Origin of the sequence: Pseudomonas sp. Os17, from assembly GCF_001547895.1 — a bacterium.
Lineage (GTDB): Bacteria > Pseudomonadota > Gammaproteobacteria > Pseudomonadales > Pseudomonadaceae > Aquipseudomonas.
Genome location: NZ_AP014627.1, coordinates 754,714 through 777,166 on the forward strand (window position 1 = coordinate 754,714; position 22,453 = coordinate 777,166).

General features: G+C 65.0%; 22 protein-coding genes. 12 read left to right on the forward strand and 10 right to left on the reverse strand.

Annotated features, from left to right (window positions below; all coding sequences use genetic code 11):
• Positions 1-19: 19 nt before the first annotated feature.
• Together speA and POS17_RS03345 are read left to right on the forward strand one after the other, a co-directional pair.
• Complete coding sequence (speA, locus tag POS17_RS03340) at positions 20-1,933, forward strand: arginine decarboxylase (RefSeq protein ID WP_060837350.1); 1,914 nt, start codon at positions 20-22, stop codon at positions 1,931-1,933.
• A 115-nt stretch (positions 1,934-2,048) separates the two neighbouring features.
• Positions 2,049-2,924 (forward strand): alpha/beta hydrolase, encoded by an 876-nt coding sequence (locus tag POS17_RS03345; protein ID WP_060837351.1) that lies wholly within the window; start codon positions 2,049-2,051, stop codon positions 2,922-2,924.
• On the opposite strand, the gene POS17_RS03350 is transcribed toward POS17_RS03345, so the two are convergent.
• Positions 2,918-4,264 (reverse strand): MATE family efflux transporter, encoded by a 1,347-nt coding sequence (locus POS17_RS03350; RefSeq protein ID WP_060837352.1) that lies wholly within the window; start codon positions 4,262-4,264, stop codon positions 2,918-2,920. The two genes, POS17_RS03345 and POS17_RS03350, sit on opposite strands and share 7 nt — an antisense overlap.
• Before the next feature lie 67 nt (positions 4,265-4,331).
• Positions 4,332-4,625: a hypothetical protein gene (locus POS17_RS03355; protein WP_060837353.1), complete on the reverse strand. Its 294-nt coding sequence runs from the start codon at positions 4,623-4,625 to the stop codon at positions 4,332-4,334.
• Between the two features lie 187 nt (positions 4,626-4,812).
• Between POS17_RS03355 and POS17_RS03360 the strand changes: the two genes are divergently transcribed.
• The 5 genes from POS17_RS03360 (at position 4,813) to POS17_RS03380 (ending at position 9,264) form a co-directional block, all read left to right on the forward strand.
• Positions 4,813-5,118: a MazG-like family protein gene (locus POS17_RS03360; protein ID WP_016967051.1), complete on the forward strand. Its 306-nt coding sequence runs from the start codon at positions 4,813-4,815 to the stop codon at positions 5,116-5,118.
• Complete coding sequence (locus POS17_RS03365) at positions 5,115-5,864, forward strand: methyltransferase (RefSeq protein ID WP_060837354.1); 750 nt, start codon at positions 5,115-5,117, stop codon at positions 5,862-5,864. Before POS17_RS03360 ends, POS17_RS03365 begins: the two co-directional genes overlap by 4 nt.
• A gap of 11 nt (positions 5,865-5,875) precedes the next feature.
• Positions 5,876-6,484: a DUF4136 domain-containing protein gene (locus POS17_RS03370; RefSeq protein WP_060837355.1), complete on the forward strand. Its 609-nt coding sequence runs from the start codon at positions 5,876-5,878 to the stop codon at positions 6,482-6,484.
• A 36-nt stretch (positions 6,485-6,520) separates the two neighbouring features.
• Positions 6,521-7,078: a DUF4136 domain-containing protein gene (locus POS17_RS03375; RefSeq protein ID WP_060837356.1), complete on the forward strand. Its 558-nt coding sequence runs from the start codon at positions 6,521-6,523 to the stop codon at positions 7,076-7,078.
• 167 nt (positions 7,079-7,245) lie between these two features.
• Positions 7,246-9,264, forward strand: coding sequence for a pilus assembly protein TadG-related protein (locus POS17_RS03380; RefSeq protein WP_060837357.1), 2,019 nt, complete (start codon positions 7,246-7,248; stop codon positions 9,262-9,264).
• On the opposite strand, the gene POS17_RS03385 is transcribed toward POS17_RS03380, so the two are convergent.
• Together POS17_RS03385 and POS17_RS03390 are read right to left on the reverse strand one after the other, a co-directional pair.
• On the reverse strand, positions 9,249-12,014 hold the full coding sequence (locus POS17_RS03385) for a PAS domain-containing sensor histidine kinase (protein ID WP_060837358.1): 2,766 nt from the start codon (positions 12,012-12,014) through the stop codon (positions 9,249-9,251). The genes POS17_RS03380 and POS17_RS03385 overlap by 16 nt on opposite strands.
• On the reverse strand, positions 12,011-12,448 hold the full coding sequence (locus POS17_RS03390) for a TadE/TadG family type IV pilus assembly protein (protein WP_060837359.1): 438 nt from the start codon (positions 12,446-12,448) through the stop codon (positions 12,011-12,013). Before POS17_RS03390 ends, POS17_RS03385 begins: the two co-directional genes overlap by 4 nt.
• 73 nt (positions 12,449-12,521) lie before the next feature.
• Here POS17_RS03390 and POS17_RS03395 point away from each other — a divergent pair, with 73 nt between their 5' ends.
• Together POS17_RS03395 and POS17_RS03400 are read left to right on the forward strand one after the other, a co-directional pair.
• Positions 12,522-12,992 (forward strand): prepilin peptidase, encoded by a 471-nt coding sequence (locus tag POS17_RS03395; protein ID WP_060837360.1) that lies wholly within the window; start codon positions 12,522-12,524, stop codon positions 12,990-12,992.
• A 125-nt stretch (positions 12,993-13,117) separates the two neighbouring features.
• On the forward strand, positions 13,118-13,909 hold the full coding sequence (locus tag POS17_RS03400; RefSeq protein WP_060837361.1) for a response regulator transcription factor: 792 nt from the start codon (positions 13,118-13,120) through the stop codon (positions 13,907-13,909).
• 72 nt (positions 13,910-13,981) lie between these two features.
• Here POS17_RS03400 and POS17_RS03405 read toward each other — a convergent pair whose 3' ends face one another.
• Genes POS17_RS03405 through cpaB form a run of 5 tightly spaced genes read right to left on the reverse strand, consistent with a single transcriptional unit; the run spans position 13,982 to position 19,202 of the window.
• On the reverse strand, positions 13,982-14,866 hold the full coding sequence (locus POS17_RS03405) for a type II secretion system F family protein (RefSeq protein WP_060837362.1): 885 nt from the start codon (positions 14,864-14,866) through the stop codon (positions 13,982-13,984).
• Between the two features lies 1 nt (position 14,867).
• Positions 14,868-15,749: a type II secretion system F family protein gene (locus POS17_RS03410; RefSeq protein WP_060837363.1), complete on the reverse strand. Its 882-nt coding sequence runs from the start codon at positions 15,747-15,749 to the stop codon at positions 14,868-14,870.
• 16 nt (positions 15,750-15,765) lie between these two features.
• A complete protein-coding gene (locus tag POS17_RS03415; RefSeq protein ID WP_060837364.1) occupies positions 15,766-17,040 on the reverse strand; it encodes a CpaF family protein in 1,275 nt (424 codons plus the stop codon).
• Complete coding sequence (locus POS17_RS03420; protein WP_060837365.1) at positions 17,037-18,224, reverse strand: AAA family ATPase; 1,188 nt, start codon at positions 18,222-18,224, stop codon at positions 17,037-17,039. The genes POS17_RS03415 and POS17_RS03420 overlap by 4 nt, the downstream gene beginning before the upstream one ends.
• Before the next feature lie 39 nt (positions 18,225-18,263).
• On the reverse strand, positions 18,264-19,202 hold the full coding sequence (gene cpaB / locus POS17_RS03425) for a Flp pilus assembly protein CpaB (RefSeq protein WP_060837366.1): 939 nt from the start codon (positions 19,200-19,202) through the stop codon (positions 18,264-18,266).
• Positions 19,203-19,532: 330 nt separating this feature from the next.
• Here cpaB and POS17_RS03430 point away from each other — a divergent pair, with 330 nt between their 5' ends.
• The 3 genes from POS17_RS03430 to POS17_RS03440 are packed head-to-tail and all read left to right on the forward strand — an operon-like array spanning position 19,533 to position 20,471.
• Positions 19,533-19,739 (forward strand): Flp family type IVb pilin, encoded by a 207-nt coding sequence (locus tag POS17_RS03430; protein WP_060837367.1) that lies wholly within the window; start codon positions 19,533-19,535, stop codon positions 19,737-19,739.
• Between the two features lie 57 nt (positions 19,740-19,796).
• On the forward strand, positions 19,797-20,003 hold the full coding sequence (locus POS17_RS03435) for a Flp family type IVb pilin (protein WP_060837368.1): 207 nt from the start codon (positions 19,797-19,799) through the stop codon (positions 20,001-20,003).
• Between the two features lie 54 nt (positions 20,004-20,057).
• Positions 20,058-20,471: a response regulator gene (locus POS17_RS03440; RefSeq protein ID WP_060837369.1), complete on the forward strand. Its 414-nt coding sequence runs from the start codon at positions 20,058-20,060 to the stop codon at positions 20,469-20,471.
• Between the two features lie 154 nt (positions 20,472-20,625).
• On the opposite strand, the gene POS17_RS03445 is transcribed toward POS17_RS03440, so the two are convergent.
• The gene (locus POS17_RS03445) at positions 20,626-22,302 is read right to left on the reverse strand and encodes a ShlB/FhaC/HecB family hemolysin secretion/activation protein (protein ID WP_060837370.1); all 1,677 of its coding nucleotides are present in this window, start codon (positions 22,300-22,302) and stop codon (positions 20,626-20,628) included.
• Positions 22,303-22,453: the final 151 nt, after the last annotated feature.

The following is a 22,453-nucleotide window of genomic DNA, read 5'->3' on the forward strand; positions in this document are numbered from 1 at the left end:
TTCTTTATAGGGGACTTCGATGTCCGTACGACGCACACGTAAAGACGATGGCAGCCAATGGACAGTTGCGGACAGCCGCAGTGTTTACGGGATTCGCCATTGGGGGGCCGGGTATTTCGCGATCAATGACGCCGGTCGCGTCGAAGTTCGCCCGAACGGCCCGAGCAGTTTGCCCATCGATCTGTTCGAGCAGGTCGAGGAGCTGCGCAAGAGCGGTCTGTCCCTGCCGTTGCTGGTGCGTTTTCCGGACATTCTCCAGGACCGCGTGCGTCAGCTGACCGGCGCGTTCGACGCCAACATCGCGCGCCTGGAATACCAGAGCAAGTACACCGCGCTGTACCCGATCAAGGTCAACCAGCAGGAAGCGGTGATCGAGAACATCATCGCCACCCAGAACGTCTCCATCGGTCTGGAAGCCGGTTCCAAGCCCGAGCTGCTGGCGGTTCTGGCCCTGGCGCCCAAAGGCGGCACCATCGTCTGCAACGGCTACAAGGACCGCGAGTTCATCCGCCTGGCGCTGATGGGCCAGAAGCTCGGCCACAACGTGTTCATCGTCATCGAGAAAGAGTCCGAAGTGGGCCTGGTGATCGAGGAAGCCGCCTCGCTCAAGGTCAAGCCACAGGTCGGCCTGCGGGTGCGCCTGTCGTCCCTGGCGTCGAGCAAGTGGGCCGACACCGGCGGTGAAAAGTCCAAGTTCGGCCTGTCGGCGGCGCAGCTGCTGTCGGTGGTGGAGCGCTTCCGCGCCGCCGGCCTGGATCAGGGCATCCGCCTGCTGCACTTCCACATGGGTTCGCAGATCGCCAACCTGGCGGACTACCAGCACGGTTTCAAGGAAGCCATCCGCTACTACGGCGAGCTGCGCAACCTCGGCTTGCCGGTGGATCACATCGACGTCGGCGGCGGCCTGGGCGTGGACTACGACGGCACCCACTCGCGCAACGCCAGCTCGATCAACTACGACATGGACGACTACGCCGGCGTCGTGGTGGGCATGCTCAAGGAGTTCTGCGACGCGCAGAGCCTGCCGCACCCGCACATCTTCTCCGAGAGCGGCCGTTCCCTGACCGCCCACCACGCCATGCTGGTGGTGCAGGTGACCGACGTCGAGAAGCACAACGACGACGTGCCGAAGATCGACAACAAGGAAGAGCTGCCGGAAACCGTGCAATGGCTGGTGGACCTGCTGGGTCCGACCGACATCGAGATGGTCACCGAAACCTACTGGCGCGCCACGCACTACATGAGCGACGTCGCCGCCCAGTACGCCGATGGCAAGCTGACCCTGGCCGAGAAAGCCCTGGCCGAGCAATGCTACTTCGCTGTCTGCCGGCGCCTGCACAACTCGCTGAAGGCCCGTCAGCGTTCCCACCGCCAGGTGCTGGACGAACTCAACGACAAGCTGGCGGACAAGTACATCTGCAACTTCTCGGTGTTCCAGAGCCTGCCGGACACCTGGGCCATCGGCCAGGTGCTGCCGATCCTGCCGCTGCACCGTCTGGACGAAGAGCCGCTGCGTCGCGCGGTGCTGCAAGACCTGACCTGCGACTCCGACGGCAAGATCAAGCAGTACGTCGACGAGCAGAGCATCGAGACCAGCCTGCCGGTGCACGGCCTCAACGAGGGCGAGGACTACCTGCTGGGGATCTTCCTGGTGGGCGCCTACCAGGAAATCCTCGGCGACATGCACAACCTGTTCGGCGACACCGACTCGGTGAACATCTACCAGCGGCCCAATGGCAGCGTGTACCACGCCGGGATCGAGACCCACGACACCATCGAAGACATGCTGCGCTACGTGCACTTGTCGCCGGAGGAGTTGATGACTCACTACCGCGATAAAGTGGCCAGCGCCAAGATCAGCACCGCCGAGCGCACCCAGTTCCTCGACGCACTGCGCCTGGGCCTGACCCGTTCGTCCTACCTTTCGTCCTGACGCTCGGCGCAAGCCTTGAAAACCCACCGCATGCGGTGGGTTTTTTTTGTCCCCGGTGCAGCCATTGCAGCTAGCCTGAACACAGCCGTCCATGGTGGGCGATAGGGGGCAAGCGATGAGCGATACGACCCGCAGGACCTGGCGCTTGCTGTGCGGCACCCTGGTGCTCAGCCTGCTGGCGGCCTGTTCGCCGCTCAAGCTGCTCAACGCCCTGACTCCCGGCAGCACCTTCATCAAGACCCCGGACATCGCCTACGGCAGCGATCCACGGCAGAAGCTCGATGTCTATCAGCCGCGCGGGGCGGCTCCCGGGGCGCCGGTGGTGGTGTTCTTCTACGGTGGCAGTTGGAACAGCGGTTCGCGCAGCGACTACGACTTTGTCGGCGAGGCCCTGGCCTCCCGGGGCATGGTGGTGGTGCTGGCCGACTACCGGCTTTATCCACAGGTGCGTTACCCGGCCTTTCTCGAGGACGCGGCCCGCGCCGTGGCCTGGACTCATGAACACATCGGCGGCTTTGGCGCCGATCCCCAGCGCCTGTTCCTGATGGGGCACAGCTCCGGGGCGTACAACGCCGCGATGCTGGCGCTGGACCGACGGTTGCTGGAAGAGGTCGGGCTGAGCCCGCAGATCATCAAGGGCTGGATCGGTCTGGCCGGGCCCTATGACTTCCTGCCCATTCGCAACCCCGAGGTGCGCCCGGTGTTTTTCTACCCCGACTCGCCGCCGGACTCGCAGCCGATCAACCACGTCAGCCAGGGCGCGCCGCCGGCGCTGTTGATCGCCTCCAACCAGGATTCCCTGGTCAACCCGCAGCGCAATACCGGTGGCCTGGCCAACAAGCTGCGCGCGGCAGGCGTGCCGGTGCAGGAGTTTTATTTCGCCCGCACCAATCACGCCACCCTGGTGGCCGCCCTGTCCCGCCCCTTGCGCGGGCTGGCCCCGGTGCTGGAACGGGTCAGCGGCTTTGTCCAAACGCCGCCGGCTCAGTGAGCCCCGGCGAACCAGCCGTCACGTCGCTCCAGCTGCCAGGCGAAGGCACCCAGGGTCAGGCTGCGCAGGAGCATGAACAGCAAGAAGCTCAGCCACAGGCCATGGTTGCCCAGGCCTTGCAGGGCCCAGGCAAAAGGCAGCAGCAGGAGCACGGTGAGGAGCATGCCGTTGCGCATTTCCCGGGCCCGAGTAGCGCCGATGAACAGACCATCGAGCAGGTAGCTCCAGACTGCGATCAAGGGCAGCACGGCGAGGTAGGGCAGGTAGGTGAAAGCGGTCTGGCGGACTTCGGCAATGTCGGTCTGCATCTCGATGAACAGGTGGCCACCGAGCAGGAACAGCGCGGCAAATCCCAGGCTGGCCAGCAGCGACCAGCCCCCGGCCACCACCAGTGAGCGACGCAGGGCCGGGCGATCATGGGCGCCAATGGCGTGGCCGCACAGGGCTTCCACCGCGTGGGCCAGGCCGTCCAGGGCATGGGCGGTGAGCAGCAGGCCATTGAGCAGCAGGGCATTGGCCGCCACCGTGGCATCGCCGAGGCGCGCGCCCTGGACAGTGATCAGGAAAAACACCGATTGCAGGGCCAGGCTGCGGATGAAGATGTCGCGGTTCACCGCCAGCAGCGGGCGCCAGCTCTGCCAGCGGCGCAGGGCGGCCCAGGCGATCTGTCCCGGGTAGGCGCGCAGGGCCGGCCGGGTCATGGCCAGGCCGATCAGCGCGCCGGTCCATTCGGCGACCACCGAGGCCCGGGCCGAACCCACCACGCCCCAGTCCAGTCCGAGGACGAACCACAGGTTGAGGGCGATGTTCACCAGGTTGGTGCTCAGCAGGATGGTCAGCGGCGCCCGGGCATTTTGGGTGCCGAGGAACCAGCCCACCAGGGCGAAGCTGGCCAGGGCCGCGGGCAGGCCGAGCAGGCGGGTGTGGAAAAATGCCCGGGTCATCTGGTCCAGGTCCGCCGAGGGCTGCATCAGGTGCAAGGCCGCGCCGCTCAGCGGCACGCCAATGGCTCCCAGCAGCAGCGCCAGGCCCAGGGCCAGCAGCAGGCCCTGGAGCAGGATCTGGCGCAGCGCCGCACCGTCGCCGCGTCCGGCGGCCTGGGCGGCGAAACCGGTGGCGCCCATGCGCAGGAAACCCATGGCCCAGGCGAGAAAGGTATAGAGGCTGGCGCCCACCGCCACCGCACCCAGTTGATGGGCATGGGGCAGGTGGCCGATGACCGTGCTGTCCACCAGGGCCACCAGGGGCACGGAAATGTTCGACAGGATCATCGGCGCGGCCAGGGCCCAGACGCGACGATGGGTGGGGCGATGACGCCAATCGGTGATCAGGGGGGACATGCGGGCTCCTTGCGAGAGCCGGCATTGTAGCCCCGGCGCCGTGATGCGCCGAGGTTTTACCGCCGCGTCAGTGGATGATCCAGCTCAGCAGCCAGAGGCCCAGCACCAGCCAGATGATGCCGAGGATGATCGAGGCGCGCATGAAGGCGCGGATCGCCCAGTAGAGAAACATCAGGCCGACGATCAGGCCGATGATGCTGACGATCGACGTGTCCATGCCCAGGGCCCGGGCCAGCCCATCGACGAAGTTGCCGCCGGCGTGGGTCAGGCTGCCGAACAACCCGCTGAGCAGGTCGACGATGAAGCGGATGACCGAACCTATGGCCTGGCCAAGCCATTCGAAGAAGCTTTCTACCTGCATGTGTGTGTCCTGATCGACGAGGGGCCGGGTGCCCGCTCAACCTTGGGCCATGACTGCCCGTAGCGAGTTCCCGGTTCAGCATAGAAGCTGCCGGGGTCGCACATTCTGTAGGAGCCGGCCGGCCGGCGAAAGCGCTCTTGCGTCCCACGGCCATCCCCCGGAAGCTATACGCCTTCAGGAGACCCCGATGAACCTAGAGCAACTGACCCAACGCCTGCATGCCATCCGTGACCGCAACGACTGGCGGCAATTTCACAGCCCGAAGAACCTGGCCATGGCCGCCAGCGTCGAAATGGCCGAACTGGTGGAAATCTTCCAGTGGCTGACCGAGGACCAGTCGCGGCAACTGCCGGCGGACAAGCTGGCCCATGCCGGCCAGGAAGTGGGCGACATCGTCCTCTACCTGCTGTTGCTGTGCAGCGAATTGGGGCTGGACATGGACCAGGTGGTGCGCAGCAAGCTGGCGGACAGCGAACGGCGGTTCTGCTCATGAGCGACCGGCATTTCGACCAGTTGGCGACCCGTTTCGCCGAGAAGATCTATGGCGGTGCCAAGGGCGCGATCCGCCTCGCGGTGCTCCAGGCCGACCTCAAGGAAAGCCTGCCCCAGCGGCCGCTGCGGGTGCTGGATATCGGCGCGGGCCTGGGGCACATGTCCTTGTGGCTGGCCGAGCAGGGGCACCAGGTGACGCTGGCCGAGCCCGCCGCGCCGATGCTCGACGGTGCCCGCCAGCGCTTCGCCGAGGCCGGGCAGCAGGCGACCTTCATCCAGGCGCCCTGGCAGGAACTGCTGGGCCAACTGACCGAGCCCTACGACCTGGTGCTCTGCCATGCGGTGCTGGAATGGCTGGCCGAGCCCCACGCGATCCTGCCGGTGCTGCACCAGTTGACCCGCGTCGATGGCTGGTTGTCCCTGGCCTTCTACAACCGCGATGCGCTGGTCTACCGCAACCTGCTCAAGGGCCACTTCCGCAAGATGCGCAAGAACGACATGGCCGGTGAAAAGCAGAGCCTGACTCCGCAACAACCGCTTGATCCTCGCGAGCTGGCGGCGCAACTTGATGGCTTGTGGCGAGTCGAAACCCAGAGCGGAGTGCGGGTTTTCCACGACTACATGCCGGTGGAGTTCCAGGCGCGAGCCGAGCTGACGGACCTGTTGCAAATGGAACTGGCTCACCGCCGACACCCAAGTTTCGCCGGCCTTGGGCGTTATCTGCATTGGCTGTGCCGGCCGGTCTAACGGAGTGCGCAATGAAACGCCGTCTGGGTCTGATCTTCCTGTGTTCGGGGCTTGCCGCCTGTCAGGGCAGCAACCCCTACGTCGCCAGTAGCAATCCCCTGCCGCCGGCGCCGCCGCAAGCGGCCAACACCTTCGACCGCAGCGCCTACCCGGCGCCGCCGCGCGATTATGGACGTTATCGCAACTGGGCCTGGCTCAATGGGCGCCTGCCCAACGGCTCGGCCTGGGCCGATTCGGCGCAGATCGCCGAGGCGGTGAGCAACGCTCTGGACCAGCAGGGCCTGCGTCCGGTGCTAGACCGGCGCCCGGCGGACCTGTGGGTCAGTGCCGATCTGCACCTGGAGAAGCGCCTGCGCCAGGTCCAGGACGACTACGGTTATGGCGGCTACGGCGGTTATAACCGCTATGGCCCGGGCTACGGCATGTACGGCAGCGTGCCGGTGGTGCGCACCTACGAAGTCGAAGTGGTGGTGGTTCGGGTCAATCTGTACGACGGCGCCAGTGGCCAGCCGGTATGGAGCGCCAGCGCCGAAACCAGCAGCCGCGGCAGCCTCGGCGAGCGCGCCGAGGCCTTGCGTGAGGCGGTGCAAAAGGCAATGGCGGCCTATCCTCCCAGTTAGGGCCACCGGTGGTTGTTCTTGAATCGGAGAATCAGCATGTTCCATCGAATCGCGTTACTGGTATGTGCCGCCTTGCTCAGTGCCTGTGCCGCCAACCAGATCAATCATGATTTCGACGCCAGCCGGGACTTTGGCGCCTACCGCAGCTGGAGCTGGAAAGAACCCGCCCTGCAATATCGCCCCGATGATCCGCGGATCAAGAGCGACCTGACCGAGCAGCGCATCCGCCAGGCCGTCGCCGAGCAGTTGGACCAGCGTGGCCTGCGCCCGGTGCAGGGCCCTGCCCAGGCCGATCTCAAGGTCCAGGCATACCTGATCGTCGAGGACCGTCAGCAGCAGGTCACCACCAACTACGGTGGCGGTTGGGGCGGCCCCTGGAATGGCTACTGGGGCGGGCCGATGTACAACGAGACCCGCAACATCTCCTACAAGGTGGCGACCATCCAGATCGACCTGCTCGATGGCAAGGACGGCAAGCTGGTGTGGCGCGGCAGCGACGAACAGTTGCTCAGCAGCTCGCCGAGCCCGGTGGATCGCAGCGCCGCGGTGCGTAATACGGTGATGCGTATCCTGCAGAACTACCCGCCGCACTAGGGCCTTGGGTTCCGCGCGGCACACGCCTCGACACTGACTGGCGGAGCACCCCGGCGCCGCCAGTCAGGCGAGCTGGCACCTTGCCAGCGACGGCCCGGCCTTTGACTACACTGCTGTGCATCGATGGAGTGCGCGCTCGGCCACGAGCCGGGAAAAGGAGTGCCCCGATGTCTCCCCTGAAGCGTTTTACCGGTCCGCGTCGCCAGCGTGGAGCCATTGGTCTGATGGCTGCCGTGACCCTGGGGCTGGCGTTGTTGCTGATGGTCGTGGTGGTGGACAGCGGCCGGCTGTACATGGAGCAGCGCAAGTTGCAGCGGATCGCCGACAACGCAGCCCTGGAGGCCGTGAGCCGGGGCGGCAACTGCCAGGCCGGCCTCAGCGCCGCGACCTATGCCGGACAGAGCGCGACCCGCAATGGTTTTACCGTCGACGCCGGCAGTACCCTGACGACCGCGTGCGGTGCGCTGACCACCGGGGCCAACAGCTTGCGCACCTTCAATGCCGACCCGGCGCAATCGGCGGCCGTGCGGGTAGTGGCGACCCACACGGTGCCCATCAGTGTGGCGTCGGGCATCGGGGCGCTGTTCACCCCGGGGCCGATCAACCTCAACACCCAGCTCAGCGCCACGGCGGTTGCCGCCGCGCCCACTCCGCCGCGGGCGCAACTGAGCATTCGCAGCACCCTGGCCACCGTCGATAGCACCAACTCACCGCTGCTCAACACCTTGGTGGGCAGCATGCTGGGCGGCAGCCTCAACATCAGCGCCGTGGGCTGGAATGGCCTGCTCAACAGCGACATCAACCTGCTGCGCTACCTCGACCAACTGGCCATCGACCTGGGGGTTGCCGCGGGCAACTACAGCCAGTTGCTCAACACTCAGGCCAGCCTGACCCGGCTGATCCAGACCGCCGCCACCGTGGTCCAGGCCAATGGCGCGACGGCCGATGTGCTGGCGGCCCTGGGCGCCCTGCAAGTGGCGGTGAGCAGCCAGATCCCGCAACTCAAGCTGGGGGATATCCTCAAGTTGCAGACCGGTGCGGCGACCACCGCCCTGGACGCCAATCTGCAACTCTTCCAGTTGCTGCAGGCGATGATCCAGCTGGCCAACAGCAAGAGCGCGGTGGCGGCGGTGGTGCCGGCCAACCTGCTGGGCCTGGCCAACGTCACCATCAGGGTCAAGGTCATCGAACCGCCGCAGTTCTCGGCGGTCGGCGATCCCCGGCTGGCCATCCTCGATCCCCTGGGCGCCAACCGCATCTATGTCCGCACGGCCCAGGTGCGCACCCTGGTGTCGGTCAACCTGACCGGATTGTCCGGGATCACCGGCCTGGCCAACGCCCTGCTGGGCCTGGTGAGTTCACTGACGCCGACCCTCAACAGCGTCCTGAGCCTGAACCTGGCGGCCACCATCAACTCCGTCGGTTGCCTGCTGGGCGCCGGCTGCCAGCAGGTCGATCCCGAGGTGCTGCCCACGGCGCGCATCGACATCAACCTGGAACTGGGGGGCGCCAAGGCCTACGTCACCAACTACAGCTGTCCGACGGACAACGCCGGCAGTAAAAGCCTCACGGTGCACAGCGAGTCGTCACTGGTCGATATCAAGGTTGGGCAGATCGATCCCAATACCGCCTTCTCCTCGGCAGCAGAACCGGTGGTGACGCCGGTGCCGATCGTCGACCTGGGGATCTGGACCTGTCACAAGATCCTCGGCATCGGCAGTTGCGGACCGGCGCGGACGGCGTTCGCCGCCGGCGGCATCGGGCTCAAGGTCGACAGTGCGCTGGGGCTCAGCCAGACCGGACCCAACGTCGGGCGCGACCTGGTGTACGCCAGCAGCGCGCCGCCGTTTCCCACGCCGCCCAACGTCAATCAGGCGCCGAGCTACCAGAACGCGGCGCCGACCAACAATCTGGTCAACAGCCTGTCGGGCGCTATTGCCGGGATCAGCCTGGAGGTGTACCAGCCGACCAGTGGCAATCTGCTGGGCTCGGTGGTGGCGGGGGCGGGAGGCGTGATCAATGGAGTGACCAGCCTGATCATGCCGCTGATCAGCAACCTCTTGAGCCCCTTGCTCGATCCGCTGCTCAACAGCCTGCTGGCGACCCTGGGCATCAAGCTGATGGACGTTGAGGTCGGGGCCAATCTCACCTGCGGGCAGACCGGCCGGGCCTACCTGGTGATCTGATCCGCCGGGGCAATCGGCAGCTCGATGCAAAAGCGCGCGCCGTCCACTCCGTTGCTGACGCTCAGGCGGCCGCCCATGTTTTCCACGATGCCGTAGCTCACCGAAAGCCCGAGCCCGGTGCCGATACCCGCCGGCTTGGTGGTGAAGAAGGGTTCGAAGATCCGCTCCAGCAGGCGCGGGTCGATGCCGCCGCCATTGTCCTCGACCCACAGGCGTACCCAGTGTTCGTCGCGCTGGCCGTGCACGGCAATCCAGGGCTTGAAGGCTTGCCGCTGCTGTTGGCCCAGCAGCGCGTCCCGGGCATTGACCATGAGGTTGATCAGCACCTGCTCCAGCTGGTCGACGAAGCCCAGCACCTGCACCTCGAACCCCAGCTCGCTGATGCGCAGTTCGATCCCTTTGCCGCGCATGCCTTCGGCCAGCAGGGACAGGGTGCCCTCGATGGCCAGGGCCGGGTTGAAGGGTTGTTGTTCCACCTCCGAACGTCGGCCGAACACCCGCATGTGATCCACCACCCGGGCGGCCCGCTGCACCTGGGTGTCGATGCGATGCAGTTTGTCGGTGAGGTAGTCGATCTGGATCTCGCCGCTGTTCAGGCGCTTGAGCACATTGACGATGGCCATGCGCATCACGTTCAGCGGCTGGTTGATTTCGTGGGCCAGGCCGGTGGCCATTTCCCCCAGGGTGGCCATTTTCGCGCTTTGCATGAGCTGCTGCTGGGCACGTCGGACTTCGGTGTTGTCGCGGCCCACGGCCTGGATCTCCAGCAACTGTCCCTGCTCATCGAAGACCCCGCGATCGGACCAGACCCACCAGGCGTGTTCACGCCCCGGCAGCTGCAGGCAGATCTCGGCGGTGCTGAGGGGAAACTCCGGGCTCAGCCGCTGGATCCTTCGCTCGAAACCTTCGCGCTGTTCGGCAGACAGCCATTGCCCAAGATTGCTCCCCGGCAGTTCCTCGGCGGGGCATTCCAGGTAGGCCGCCAGCGGCCGGTTGCCGAAGGTCAGGGTCAGGTCCGGGCGGTAGCGGCAGATCATCGCTGGCGAGTCTTCCACCAGGATCCGGTAGCGCTCCTCGCTCTGGCGCATCTGCTCGGCGGCCAGGGTCGCCTCGGTCACGTCCAGCCACAGGCCGACGGCCTCCACCGGCAGCCCCAGGTCGTCGCGCAACAGCTTGGCTTCATCCATGACCCAATGGAAACTCCCATGGCGGTCGCGCAGGCGATAGCGGGCGTGGACGCTGCCTTCGCGCAACAACTGGCGGCAGCGCTGGAAATACAGGTCGTGGTCTTCGGGGTGCACCCAGTCCGCCAGGCCGGTCGCGGTGCAGTCCTCCAGGCTCCAGCCCAGCAGCGGTTGCAGGCTGGCGCTGAAAAAGCTCGGTTGCAGGGCGCCTTCCAGGTAGCGCTGGACGTAGATCACCGCCGGTGAGCTGGCAATCAGATTGTCCAGGCGCGCATGGGCCGCCGCCGCCTGTTGCTGCTGGTTCTTGATATCGCTGATGTCCAGCATGAAGCCCAGGAGCCGCTGTTGTTCCCCTCGTCCCAGGGACTGGCCCTGCAAGCGGTACCAGCGTGGCGGCAGGCTCGGGTCCGGCCCGGGCAGGCGCACGCAGAGCAGCAGCGGCTTGCCCAGGGTCAGGGCGTGCAGGCGGCTGGCCAGTTCGCCGCGGTCGGCGGGGTGAATCAGCTCCAGCCAGTCCTGGACCGGCAGCCTGTTGCACGAGTCGGGCAGCTGCAGACTGGCGACCAGCTGACTGGCCAGCTCGATCTCGGCGGTCTCCGGGCACAATTCCCACCAGCCGGCGCCCAGCAGGCCCTGCAGTGCCTCCAGGCGTTCCAGATGCAGGTGGTTGCGTTGTTCGCGCAGGCGCTCGAGCAAGGGCTCGGCCAGGGCCGCAGTGAGCATCAGCCAGTCGCGTTCCAGCAGGTGCGGCGCCTGCTGCTGCACGGCGTAACAGCCGCACAGCAACCAGGCGGCGACACCGTGAGCGTCCCGGTAGGGCACCAGGAAGCCTTCGCGGTGACCGAAGATCCCCTGCAGGCGCGGGTGTTCATTCAGGCCCTGGAGGTGATTCAGGTGCAGCGGGGCATTGCCGCTCAGGCTGTCCAGGCCGCTGCCCAGAACCTGGCCGTCCTGCCACAGCCGGGGGGCGTCGTGGGCGCTGTAGCCGCTGTGCAGCACCCAGGTTTGTTGATCGTCGTCGAGCAAGGCCAGGCCCACGCAAGGGATGTGGCAGTAGCGGGCCAGGTCGGCGAGTTGGTCGAGCAGCACGTCCGGCAGCCGGCTCAGGGTGCACAGGCGGATCTGCTCGTTGATCTGCGTGGCGAAGATCTGGCATTGCTCCCGGCTCAGGGCCTGCTGGCGCTGTTGGATCAGGTCGCCGATGTCCAGCAGTTGCAGCAGCCACTGGCTGCCACAGCTCTGGACCCAGCCGCGCAGGTGCAGGGTCTGGCCGCCCAGTCCGCGCAGGTCCAGATCCAGCACCTGTGCGCTCCAGTCGGTGGGGTGCCCCTCCAGGGCCAGGGCGCAGCCGGGCAGGGCGTAGTCCATCAGGTGGTGGGGCTCGGGCGAGGGCGGCAACTGCGCTAGCGCATGGCGCAGCGGTCCGCTGCTGGTGAGGATCCGCCCCTTCGAATCCAGCACCAGTTGCAGGCCGACGGCCTGGGCCGGCAACGGGGCCTGGGGTTCGTCGGCGGGCGCTGGCTGGCGGCCCAGCAGGCGCCCGAACAGCTTGTCGCTGGCGTTCAAAATTGCACGCTCGAGAGGGCGGACAGGGTGGTGGGCAAGTTGGGGACCGGGCCTATCACCGGCAACACCAGGCGCGGCAGCACCTGGGTGAGCTTCGCGGTGGGGTAGTCGATGCGCACGGTGAGCACGCCATTGGCATACACCGCGCTGTAGTCGGTGGCGGCGAAGTTGAAGAGGGTTGGAATCCACAGGGTCTGGGCCTGCACCACGCTGTTGGCCAGGTTCTGCACCGTGGTGGCGTAGTTGGCGCTGTTGGGATCCACCGCCACGGCGCGGCGCACGGCCTCGGCGGTGGCCTGGTTGAAGGACTGCATCATCAACAGCGGCAGGCTGTAGCTGACCAGACCGTAAAACACCGCGAAGAAGATCACGAACACCGCCGCGAACTCGATGGCTGCAGCGCCCTTCTGCTTGCTGGGGAGGCCCGGTTTCATGAGTGCGTCTACCCTGACAGTCACTATGTCCATTGAGCATAGAATCAATCCGGTAAAAGGAGCTTTTTAGCTGATGCATTTCTGGGTTCTGTGGATCTGGCTGGGGCTCTGCGCGGTGCAGGACCTGCGTCAACGGCATATTGCCAACACCTTGACGCTGGGCGCCGCGCTGCTGGCGAGCGGCTACCTGCTGTGGACCGGCAGCACCTGGCTGGGCGCTGCGGCTGCCCGGGGCGGCTGGGCATTGTTGCTGGCCCTGCTGCTCACTCTGCCGGGGTACGCCATGGGGCGGATGGGGGCGGGGGACGTCAAGTTGATGGCCGCTCTGGGACTGGCCAGCGATCCCGAACATCTGCTGGGAACGTTTATCGGCGCCGGGGTCTGCAGCCTGCTGTGGCTGCTGCTCGTCCCCAGGCTCCGACTCGCAGCGAAACAGGGGCTTGAGCCACAAACCGAGACCTGCGCCACGGGGCTGTCAAAAAAATACCCGTTCGCCCCCTTTGTCCTGGCTGGAATGGTCTTAACTGTGTGCGTGATCCACTAGTCGCCGGGCCGATTAATGCTATGTACATAGTCGGAAAGTAGGTCTAGGTTTTAAGTCGTGGCTGCCCGGATCCTGCGGGCAGGACAGGAGTGGTCAATCGGCGATTGGCCCGCACGGAGTCGCACGTGAACAATCTCACCTCCCAGATGAAAGTGCTCGTGGTTGACGATCAGCCGCTGATTGTCGAAGAGCTTTGCGAGTTTCTTGAAAACAGCGGTTACCGCTGTGTCCCTTGCGAGTCCGCCCGCCAGGCGGTGGAGTGCTTCAACAGGGACCCGGACATTTCCCTGGTGCTCTGCGACCTGCACATGCCCGACATGGACGGGATCCAACTGGTGCAGGAACTGCAGCGCCTGGCCGGCAAGCAACGGGTGTTTGAAGCCATCATGCTCACCGGGCAGTCCGACAAGCAGGACGTGATCAAGGCCATGCGTGCCGGCATCGCCGATTACTACCAGAAACCCATCGACCTGGATGAACTCCTCGAAGGCCTGCAACGTCAGGAAGTCGCCTTGCAGGAGCGGCAGAAGAACCTGCACCTGGGGCATCTGAACCAGAAGCTGCAGTTCCTCTCCGAATCCATCGACGACCTGTACCAGGACCTGGACAAGGTCCGGCGCACGCCAGCCGCCAGCCGCGCCGAGGAGTCCCTGGACGAAGGCAGTGGCGATGCGGACCCGTTCGAAGTGCCGGCGATCTTCAACCAGCTCTCCCCACGCCAGCTGGATGTGGCGCGACTGGTGGGCAAGGGGCAGACCAACTACCAGATCGCCTGTGAACTGGGGATCACCGAAAACACCGTCAAGCTCTATGTTTCCCAGGTCCTGCGGCTGACCCACATGCACAACCGCACGCAATTGGCCCTGGCCTTGTCGCCGAGCAATTCGGGACTGCGCCAGCGAGTCACCGCCCACTGAGGCTGTCGCCGCCGGCGGCGGGCCATTCGCCGCCGGCTGCGACACTCTTGCCCCTGTCCAGCCGGCCAAGGCTCAGTAGGCAAAGGCCCGGGCAATGGCGGTAAAGCCGGGCCCGGCCAGCACGATCAGCAGGGCGGGAAACAGAAACAGCATCATCACCACCGACATCTTGGCCGACATTTTCGAGATGTATTCCTGCAAGCGGGTCAGGCGCCGGTCGTCGAGCAATTGCTTGAGGGCCTGCAGGGATTTCATCGCGCCGCCACCTTGCAGGATCAGTTGCTGGAGAATCACGCAGGTGTCGGTGAACTCGTCCACCGCCAGCAGGGTCGCGGTCTTGTTGAGTTCCTGGCCCAGCTCCAGGCCTGAGTCCACCCGTGCCAGGATCAGGCGCAGTTCGTGGGTCAGTTCCGGCAGCAGTTTTCCGGCCTCGTTGCTCAGGACCCGCAGTGCCTGCTCCACCGCCATGCCCGACTCGAACAGGATGCGCAGCAAGGGAATGAAGGTGGAGATCTCCAGGGCGATGTGTTTTTGCCGGCGTTGGGCGGCGTAGGCCAGGACCCGCTTGGGCAGCAGGTAGCCGGCGCCGGCGGCGAGCATCGGCGTCAGCCAGTGGCTCTGGGCTTCGGGAAACGCCACCTCCTGGATGAAGATCACCAGGCACACGGCTACCACCGGGGTGCCGATCTGGCAGGCCGCGAACAGTGAACGCTGCGCGGACCGGCGCCAGCCCAGGCGATTGAGCAGGGTCTGGGTTTCGCTGTCCATGTTCACCGCGCGTTGGCCGAAACGACTGTTGCCCAGCCGTCGCAGCCAACTGCCCAGGCGATTGTCGCGGGTCATGTGGCCCTGCAGCCGCTGGGCAATCTGGCGCTCGCGCCGGCGTTGCGTCAGCAGGCCGTTGCTGAGCAGCAGCAAGGCCCCGAGAAACAGCAGCGCAGCAGCCAGCAGAAGCATTTCAGATACTCCTCAACATGCGCCACAGGGCCAGGCAACCGAAGATCTGCAGGCACACCGCGGTGATCAGCATCGCCTGGCCGGAAGGGTCGTGCCACATGCCCAGCATGTAGCCCGGATTGGTGAGCATGAAGTAGCTCACCAGCAGCAGCGGCAGGCTGCCCAGGACCCAGGCCGTCATGCGGGTTTCCCCGGTCATTGCGCGCAACTGCCGGGCCCCTTGCTCGCGCTCACGGATCAGCTTGATCAGGTTCTCCAGCAACTCGCTGGCGTTGCCGCCGTAACGGTGGTTGACCTTCAGCCCCAGGGCGAACATGCGCAGCTCGTCCTGTTCGTAGAACTCGGCGAAATCACTGACCGCGTCCGGCAGGTTGACCCCCAACTGCACGTTGCGCTGGATGCGTCCCATGGCTTGCTTGAGTGGGTCGTTGCTGGCCTCGATGGCGCCCAGTACGGCATCCGCCAGGGTGCGTCCGGACTTCAGGCTGCGCACGCTGTGATCCAGCAGCGCGGGCAGTTGTTCGATCATGCGCTTGAGCCGGCGCTGATACAGCCAGGCAATGGACAGGCGCAGCAACAGGGGCGGCAGCAGCACGCAAGCCAGTAGGCCAAGCCAGTCTCCCAGCAGGTAACCCAGCAGGGTCAGCACCGCCCAGACCGCCAGCCACAGGCCCAGGCGCTCCGTGGGCTGGCCCAGGCCAGCGCGGGCGAAGGCCTGGTCCAGGCCGGTCCATGAACGGCGTTGCGGGTTGAGTTCGGGTTGCCCCTGAGCCAAGCGATTGAGCACGCGCTCGCGCTCGGTCTTGCGCACGCCGTGGTAGAACAGCCAACCGGAAAGCCCCAGTAGCAGCAGGCAGATCAAGGTAAGCAGCAGGCCGATCATGGGCCACCTCGGCGGTTCAGTTGATGCCCAGTCCGCTCTCGCGGCGCAGTTTGTCGCCCGCCGGGTTCAGCGCCTCGCGCTCAAAACCCAGGCCGTTGCGGCGGTTCAGGCGAAACAGGGTATTGGTGACGTAGATGTCCTCGCGGATGCCCACCACCTCCACCACTTCACTGACGCAGCGGCGGCCGTCGGGCAGGCGGGTCAGTTGGATCACCACGTCCAGGGCCGCGCAGATCATCTGCCGCAGGGTGCGCTCGGCCACCTGGCGCCCGGTCAGGCCCACCAGGGTTTCCAGGCGCAGCAGGGCGTCCTGGGCGTTGTTGGCGTGCACCGTACTCATGGAGCCGTCATGGCCGGTGTTCATGGCCGTCAGGACATCCAGCACTTCGACGCCGCGGATCTCGCCGAGGATGATCCGGTCCGGGCGCATCCGCAGGGCGTTGCGGATCAGGTCGCTGGCCTTGACCTCGCCGTGCCCTTCGGCATTGGGCGGACGGGTTTCCAGGCGCACCACGTGGGGATGCCCCAGTTGCAGCTCGGCCACGTCTTCGATGGTGACCAGGCGCTCGTGGGGGTTGATCAACTGGCTGAGAATATTCAGCAGGGTGGTCTTGCCGGTGCCGGTGCCGCCGCTGATGAGAATGTTGCAGCGCTTGCCCACGGCGTCCTGGAGGAACTCGAAGATCGCCAGATCGATGGTCTGCATGGCGATCAGGTCGCTGCTCTTGAGCATGTCTTTGCGAAACTTGCGGATCGACAGGCAGGGGCCGTCCAGGGCAATGGGGGGAATGATCGCGTTGACCCGGCTGCCGTCGGGCAGGCGCGCGTCGACCATGGGCGAGGATTCGTCGAGGCGCCGGCCCAGGGGCGCGAGAATCCGTTGCATGACCCGCTCCACGTGGTGCGCGTCGATGAAGCGCAAGTCGCTCTGGTGCAGCACGCCATCGCGTTCGACGAACACCCGGTGCGGGCCGTTGACCAGAATCTCGGTGACTGCCTGATCGCGCAGCAAGACTTCCAGGGGGCCGAAACCGGTGAGTTCGTCGACGATCTCCTCGGCCAGACGCTCCATTTCATAGCGGGAAATCGCCAGGTGCATGCGCGCGATGTACTCCGCCACCTTGTCGGTGACGAACTGCGAGAGGTTCTGCCGGGAGCTCTCCAGCAGGTTTCTGCCCGACTCTTCGATGGCATCGATGATGTAGCGATGCAGCACCAGTTTCAGGCCTTCGTGGTCGCTGTTGCCCGGCACCGTGCGGGTCGAGGCGCCGAAGAGTTTTTCTCCGCTCATTTGCCCCCCATGATTCGATTGAGCCAGCCACCCTTGGGTCGGGCCAGTCCTTCGGAGCGCTTGGCCAGGCGCTCGCCGAGGGTTTTCAGGCTTTGCGTCAGGGCCTCGCGAGGGGCCATTTCAAACAGGGTCACGCCCTGGTTCTTGGCATTCAGGCGCACCTCCGGGCTGTAGGCCAGCACCGCGATCACTTCCAGGCCGAAGGTCTTGCCCAGGGTTTCGGAGTCCGGCGCGACGGCTTTCAGGTAGCGGTCCACCAGCAAGCGTGCGTGATCGAGCTTCAGGCCCTTTTCGCGCCAGTGGTTGAGCACCGCCAGGTTGCGCCGGCAGGCGAGGACGTTCTGGTCGGTGCACCAGATCAGCTTGTCGCAATGGCTGACAAAGGTGCGCAGTGCCTCGCTGTCCGGCTGTCCCACCAGGTTCACCACGATGTGCTGGAAGTGCTGGCGCAGGGCACTGAGCAGCATGTACAGCTCTGCGGCGCTGGTGTGTTCCAGAGGCTCGTCGTGGGGGGCGTAGGCGAGGATCCGCAAGCCGGCCTCGGCACTGGTGAAGGCGCTGTCGATCAGGGTCGCGTCCAGACGCCGCAGGTGACGCAGGGCATCGCCGAAGTGGAAGGAGCTCTCCAGTCCCAGCAAGGCCAGGCTGTCGCCCCGGGGCAGGCCGAGGTCCAGCAGCAGGGTCTGCTGGCCGCTCTTTTGCACCACCTGGGCCATGTGCCCGGCCAGCAGGGCGCCGTCACCGTCGGCCTGGACCCCGTAGAGCACGGTCAGGCCCCCCAGCTGGGTATTGGGGGTGACCGCCGGCAGGCGTTTGCTCAAGCGCCGCACCAGCCCGGCGACTTCGCTGGAGCGTGAGCCGTAGGCGACGAAATCCCGCGCCCCGGCGCGCATCGCGTTGAGTACCAGCTGATTGTCCATGCCGTCGCCGAGGGCGACGATCGCCAGCATCGGCTTGGCCTCCAGGGCGCCTTCGATCAGTGCGGCCTGGGCCACCACGTGCTCGCGGTCGAGGCCGACGAACACCAGGTTGGCGAAGGTCACGTCCACCAGCGCCAGCAGTTCGTCGAGACTGCCGTCGGCGCCCACCACCTGGCCCAGGGGCGCGAGGGCGCCTTGCAGCCATTCGAGGTCGGTGCTGTTGCGGGTGATGGCAAGAAAGGTCTGGTTCAGGCTTTGACTCATGGTGATAGCCCGCTGCGCATGTCGAGAATCCTCGCCTGATCAGGGCGTTTGTTGAGTGATCTGGTTGCCGCGAATCACCTCCACCGCTGATCGTGGTGCGCCGTTTTGCTGGGCAACCTGACTGCGGGGGGCATTGCCGAGCGCCAACTGGGTGAACTGAAACAAATTGCTGTTGGCCACATTGAGGTGGCTGACCGCGTTCTTGTCGCCAGCCCAGTACTGGGCCAGGCGCTGTTCCTCGCTGCTGCGAACCGCCAGGCGCAGCACGCCGACCTGGGTGGCGAGCATCAGGCGGCTCAAAAGTTGTTCGGGAACGGCCAGGACCACGGTGCGAGCGGCGACCCGGCGCTGGTCCTGCTTGAGCTTTTCTTCGTTGCTCAGCGCAGGGGTGGCGGGCTGTCCGTCGTTGGTCAGCCCCAGCTGTTCGCCGACCGCCAGCACGCGCATCGCCGGGACCGCTATCTGCGCCGACTGCTGCAGATTGGTGGTGTCCTGGCGCAGGAACAGCAGCACGTCGACATAGTCCCCTGGGCTCAGTTGCCCGGCGGCGCCTATCACTTCATCCACCGCCACGGCCAGCGCGCGCTCGTCACGGCGAATCATTCGGGCCAGGGCCCCACCGCTGTCGAAACTCTGGGCGTTGAGCCAGGTCCCGGCGCTCAGTTGCCGCCAGGGCGTGCGTCCCACCGCCTGATCGATTGCGCTGAGGCTGCCGGCCGGTGCGGTGCGCAGTTTTTCCAGCGCCAGATCGGCGGCGGTAAGGGGAACGAAAGGAGGTACGTCGCGCACCACTACCACCACGGGCTGGCGGGTCTGGTCTTCGGCGCTGGCAGTGGTTTTTTCAACCATGCTCGGGGCTGCCGGGGCAGGCGCGGTGGTGGGCGCAGGCTGGCGGCTGAGTACCAGCCCCCAGTAACCGAAAAACACCGCACCTAGCAGTAGAAGCCCAGCCAGGCCTATGGTGACGCGACTGTTCATAAAGGCTCTCCCTATCCTGCTGCATTACCAGTCGGCGCTTCCAAACGAGTTAACTTCGCAACTAGGCAGCTATGAACATGCAACTATTTCGCTATGTGAAGGTAGTAGAGCTAGGACGAAATGCCATTAACTCGCGGAAAAATTGCACACAAAAGCAGGCTGCTCTCAATTGGAGGAGAGTTTTTGGTGTCAGCCTTCCAATTAATACTTAGTGATTAATCCGTTCTTACAGTTGCTGGTCGCCACTTTGTTGACAATGCTCAAGTTGCACCGGGGAATCGTGTTCCGGTGCGCTTGCATCGGCGCCCTCTGGCGCCCAGGAGAACTAGGATGATCCTTCAATATTTGTGGCTCAGGGCGCGCCTGTTTTTTGACCGTACCGACGGCGCTTCGGCGATCGAGTACGCGATTGTGGTGGCCATGGTTGCGGTTGTGGTGGTGGCGTTCGTGACCCCTCTGGGCAATCGGGTACTGGCCATTTTCAACAACGTTCTGGTTGCCCTGGGAGGAGCCACGGTCACTCGTCCAGTTCCATGATTCAACGCATGAGTGCTTCGCCGGCTGTAGCTGCGATCGATAAATCGGAGGTGCTTCATGCTGCTTGACTACCTGCTGCTTCGCTTGCGTCTGTTCCTGGCCAGAACCCACGGCGCATCGGCCATCGAGTACGCGATCGTGGTGGCCATGGTTGCCGTGGTCGTGGTGGTGTTCGTGACGCCGATGGGTGACCGGGTCCTGGCCATCTTCAACAACATCCTCGTTGCCATGGGAGGTGCCACGGTTACCCGCCCCGTGCCTTGAGACCGGCGATTGCTCCTGTGAAGGCCGTCGGACAGTCAGTTCAAGGTAATGTCGATGAATAGTGCTTCCCCCCCACGCCAGCAACTGCTTCTGGTCGACGATGAAGAAGACGCGCTGCTGGAACTCACCGAGCTGCTGGAAGGTGAGGGCTTCTGTTGCTTCACCGCAACTTCGGTGAAGCTGGCGCTGGAGCACCTCACCCGCCATCCGGACATCGCGCTGGTCATCACCGACCTGCGTATGCCGGAAGAAAGCGGGTTGTCGTTGATCAAGCGCCTGCGTGAACACACCTCGCGACAGCATCTGCCGGTCATCGTCATGTCCGGCCATGCCGATATGGACGACGTCAGCGATCTGCTGCGCCTGCAGGTACTCGACCTGTTCCGCAAGCCGATCTATCACGTGCGCCTGCTGGAAACCCTGAACAATCTGTTTCCCCAACCCCGGCTGCATATCGTCGGCCCCTGAGCGCCAGCGGCGGTCCCGGTTCAAGCCCTTCGGCTTGCCGGGGCGGCGGCGCCTGTTGCAAACGCCCCTCAAACACCAGTGCCTTGAACCCTTTGGCTGTGGCGTCCTGCGGGCAGAAAAAGGCCTGCGATAGCAGGCCTCGGTGGTGCAGGGCTCAGAGTTGGTAGCTGAAGCTCAGGGTGTAGCGCGGTCGGCGGTTGTAGGTGTCCAGGGCTTCGTCGGACATCGGCTTGGCCGCCTCCAGGGCGATGTTGTAGTGCTTGGCATCGCCGAAGCGCACCCCCAGCGCCGCCGACGACAGATTGCTGCCCTTGACCGGCAACTGGTTGAACCAGGTCTTCGAGCGGTCCAGCACTACATAGGGCTGCAGCACCCGCACCCAGGGGCCTTCGCGGTTGAAGCTGTAGTTCACCTCGTAGGCGACGCCCCAGCCCTTGTCGCCGGTGGCCTGGTCATCGGGGTAGCCGCGAGCGAAGTTCTGGCCACCGAAGCTGGCTCGTTCACTGTCGGGCAGGTTGTCCGCGCTCCAGTACAGGGCGCCGGAAAGCACTCCTTGCCAGTTGTCGAAGAAGCGGTCGCTCTGTACCCCCGCCAGGCGCAGGCGGAAGAAGTCCAGGTCATAGAGTTCGTTGTTGGTGTTGGCCCCCATGCTGTCCAGGCCGCGGTACAGGCCGGCGCTGAGAATCCGCAATTGCCGTGGATCGGATTTGCTCCAGTCGCCTTCCAGTGCCAGGGCGCGGATATCGGTTTTTTCTTCCAGGGTCAGAGGGCTGTTGCTGACCCGGTAGCGGGTCTTGTCGTTCACCGCATACAGGCGTGTTCCGACGCTGAGCATCTCATTGGGCGAGGCGATGAAGGGGTGGCTGACGCCGATGGAAAAACGGTCGTTCTCGCGATGGGGTTCAAGCTCCAGGCCGTTGCTCAATTGCACGTTGCTACGCGGATCGCTGCGGTAGCGTGCGCCGTAGAGATTCAGTTGCGTGCCTTCCGAGCCCAGCAACTGGCTGTAGTCCAGGCGGTAGTAGTGCTCCTTGTCCTTGCCGGGCGGGAACAGGCCGCTGAGGCTGAGTTGTTCGCCCCAGGCGGTTTGCGAATTGCTGATGATGCCCACCAGGGCCTGCAGGCCGTTGCGGTTGTCATCGGTGCTGTTGAGGGTGGTGGTGATGGATTTGCGACTGGCCACCGCCACCAGCCGGGTCGCACCGTCAGTGGTTCCGGGCGGCGGCACCACCGCTTGCAGCGTCACCCCGGGTACCCGGCTCATCAGGGTGGTGTAGCGCTCGAAGGTCTTGCGGGTCAGTGGGCGCTCGGCCTTGAGCTTGCTCACCAGTTTGTCCAGGTAGGCCGACACCGGGCCGATATCGCCCTGCAGCTGGTAGTCCTTGATATAGCCTTCGACCAGTACCACCCGCAGCACGCCCTGATCGAAGCTTTGTTGCGGCATGAAGGCGTAGGACAGCAGGTAGCCGTCGTTCTGGTAGCGCCGGGTGATGTCGCGGGTGGCCTCGATCAATTGACTGAAGCTGGTTTCGTGACCGATCAGCGGCTGGTAGACGGCCGCCAGTTGTTCCAGGGGATAGACGGTGCCGCCTTCGATCTGCACCTGGCGCACCGTGACCTTGGTCCCCATCATCAGGGGCTGTTGCCCCTGGGGGGCTGCGGGTTGCTCGGGCGTCTGCAACTGCGGAGTGGCCGGACGATAGGCGTCCACTGGCAAGTTGGGCTGGGGCAGGTTGTTGATGCTGTCGTTGCTGTTGAGAAAGCGGGGAAGGGTGTCGGCGTAAGCGGAGGTGCAGCATCCAATCAACAACAAACTGGCCAATGTGCGCATAGGACACTCCATGGTCAAACTGCGGTGGCGCCAATACTCCTCATACCTGGCGTTGTTCAGGGTCTTGGCCTTGATCGCACGCCGGGATGCCATGCTCTGGATAAAAAAAGCGAGAGATTCATCTGAATCCCTCGCTCTCAACCAAGCGTAG

Bases quoted from the DNA above. Each gene is read 5' to 3' on its own strand.
- POS17_RS03380 (WP_060837357.1), top strand. From the start codon at position 7,246: ATGTCTCCCCTGAAGCGTTTTACCGGTCCGCGTCGCCAGCGTGGAGCC.
- POS17_RS03435 (WP_060837368.1), top strand. From the start codon at position 19,797: ATGCTGCTTGACTACCTGCTGCTTCGCTTGCGTCTGTTCCTGGCCAGA.
- POS17_RS03390 (WP_060837359.1), bottom strand. From the start codon at position 12,448: ATGAAACCGGGCCTCCCCAGCAAGCAGAAGGGCGCTGCAGCCATCGAG.
- POS17_RS03350 (WP_060837352.1), bottom strand. From the start codon at position 4,264: ATGTCCCCCCTGATCACCGATTGGCGTCATCGCCCCACCCATCGTCGC.
- POS17_RS03365 (WP_060837354.1), top strand. From the start codon at position 5,115: ATGAGCGACCGGCATTTCGACCAGTTGGCGACCCGTTTCGCCGAGAAG.
- POS17_RS03360 (WP_016967051.1), top strand. From the start codon at position 4,813: ATGAACCTAGAGCAACTGACCCAACGCCTGCATGCCATCCGTGACCGC.
- speA (WP_060837350.1), top strand. From the start codon at position 20: ATGTCCGTACGACGCACACGTAAAGACGATGGCAGCCAATGGACAGTT.
- POS17_RS03445 (WP_060837370.1), bottom strand. From the start codon at position 22,302: ATGCGCACATTGGCCAGTTTGTTGTTGATTGGATGCTGCACCTCCGCT.
- POS17_RS03415 (WP_060837364.1), bottom strand. From the start codon at position 17,040: ATGAGCGGAGAAAAACTCTTCGGCGCCTCGACCCGCACGGTGCCGGGC.
- POS17_RS03430 (WP_060837367.1), top strand. From the start codon at position 19,533: ATGATCCTTCAATATTTGTGGCTCAGGGCGCGCCTGTTTTTTGACCGT.
- POS17_RS03345 (WP_060837351.1), top strand. From the start codon at position 2,049: ATGAGCGATACGACCCGCAGGACCTGGCGCTTGCTGTGCGGCACCCTG.
- POS17_RS03375 (WP_060837356.1), top strand. From the start codon at position 6,521: ATGTTCCATCGAATCGCGTTACTGGTATGTGCCGCCTTGCTCAGTGCC.
- cpaB (WP_060837366.1), bottom strand. From the start codon at position 19,202: ATGAACAGTCGCGTCACCATAGGCCTGGCTGGGCTTCTACTGCTAGGT.
- POS17_RS03405 (WP_060837362.1), bottom strand. From the start codon at position 14,866: ATGCTTCTGCTGGCTGCTGCGCTGCTGTTTCTCGGGGCCTTGCTGCTG.
- POS17_RS03440 (WP_060837369.1), top strand. From the start codon at position 20,058: ATGAATAGTGCTTCCCCCCCACGCCAGCAACTGCTTCTGGTCGACGAT.
- POS17_RS03395 (WP_060837360.1), top strand. From the start codon at position 12,522: ATGCATTTCTGGGTTCTGTGGATCTGGCTGGGGCTCTGCGCGGTGCAG.
- POS17_RS03410 (WP_060837363.1), bottom strand. From the start codon at position 15,749: ATGATCGGCCTGCTGCTTACCTTGATCTGCCTGCTGCTACTGGGGCTT.
- POS17_RS03370 (WP_060837355.1), top strand. From the start codon at position 5,876: ATGAAACGCCGTCTGGGTCTGATCTTCCTGTGTTCGGGGCTTGCCGCC.
- POS17_RS03420 (WP_060837365.1), bottom strand. From the start codon at position 18,224: ATGAGTCAAAGCCTGAACCAGACCTTTCTTGCCATCACCCGCAACAGC.
- POS17_RS03355 (WP_060837353.1), bottom strand. From the start codon at position 4,625: ATGCAGGTAGAAAGCTTCTTCGAATGGCTTGGCCAGGCCATAGGTTCG.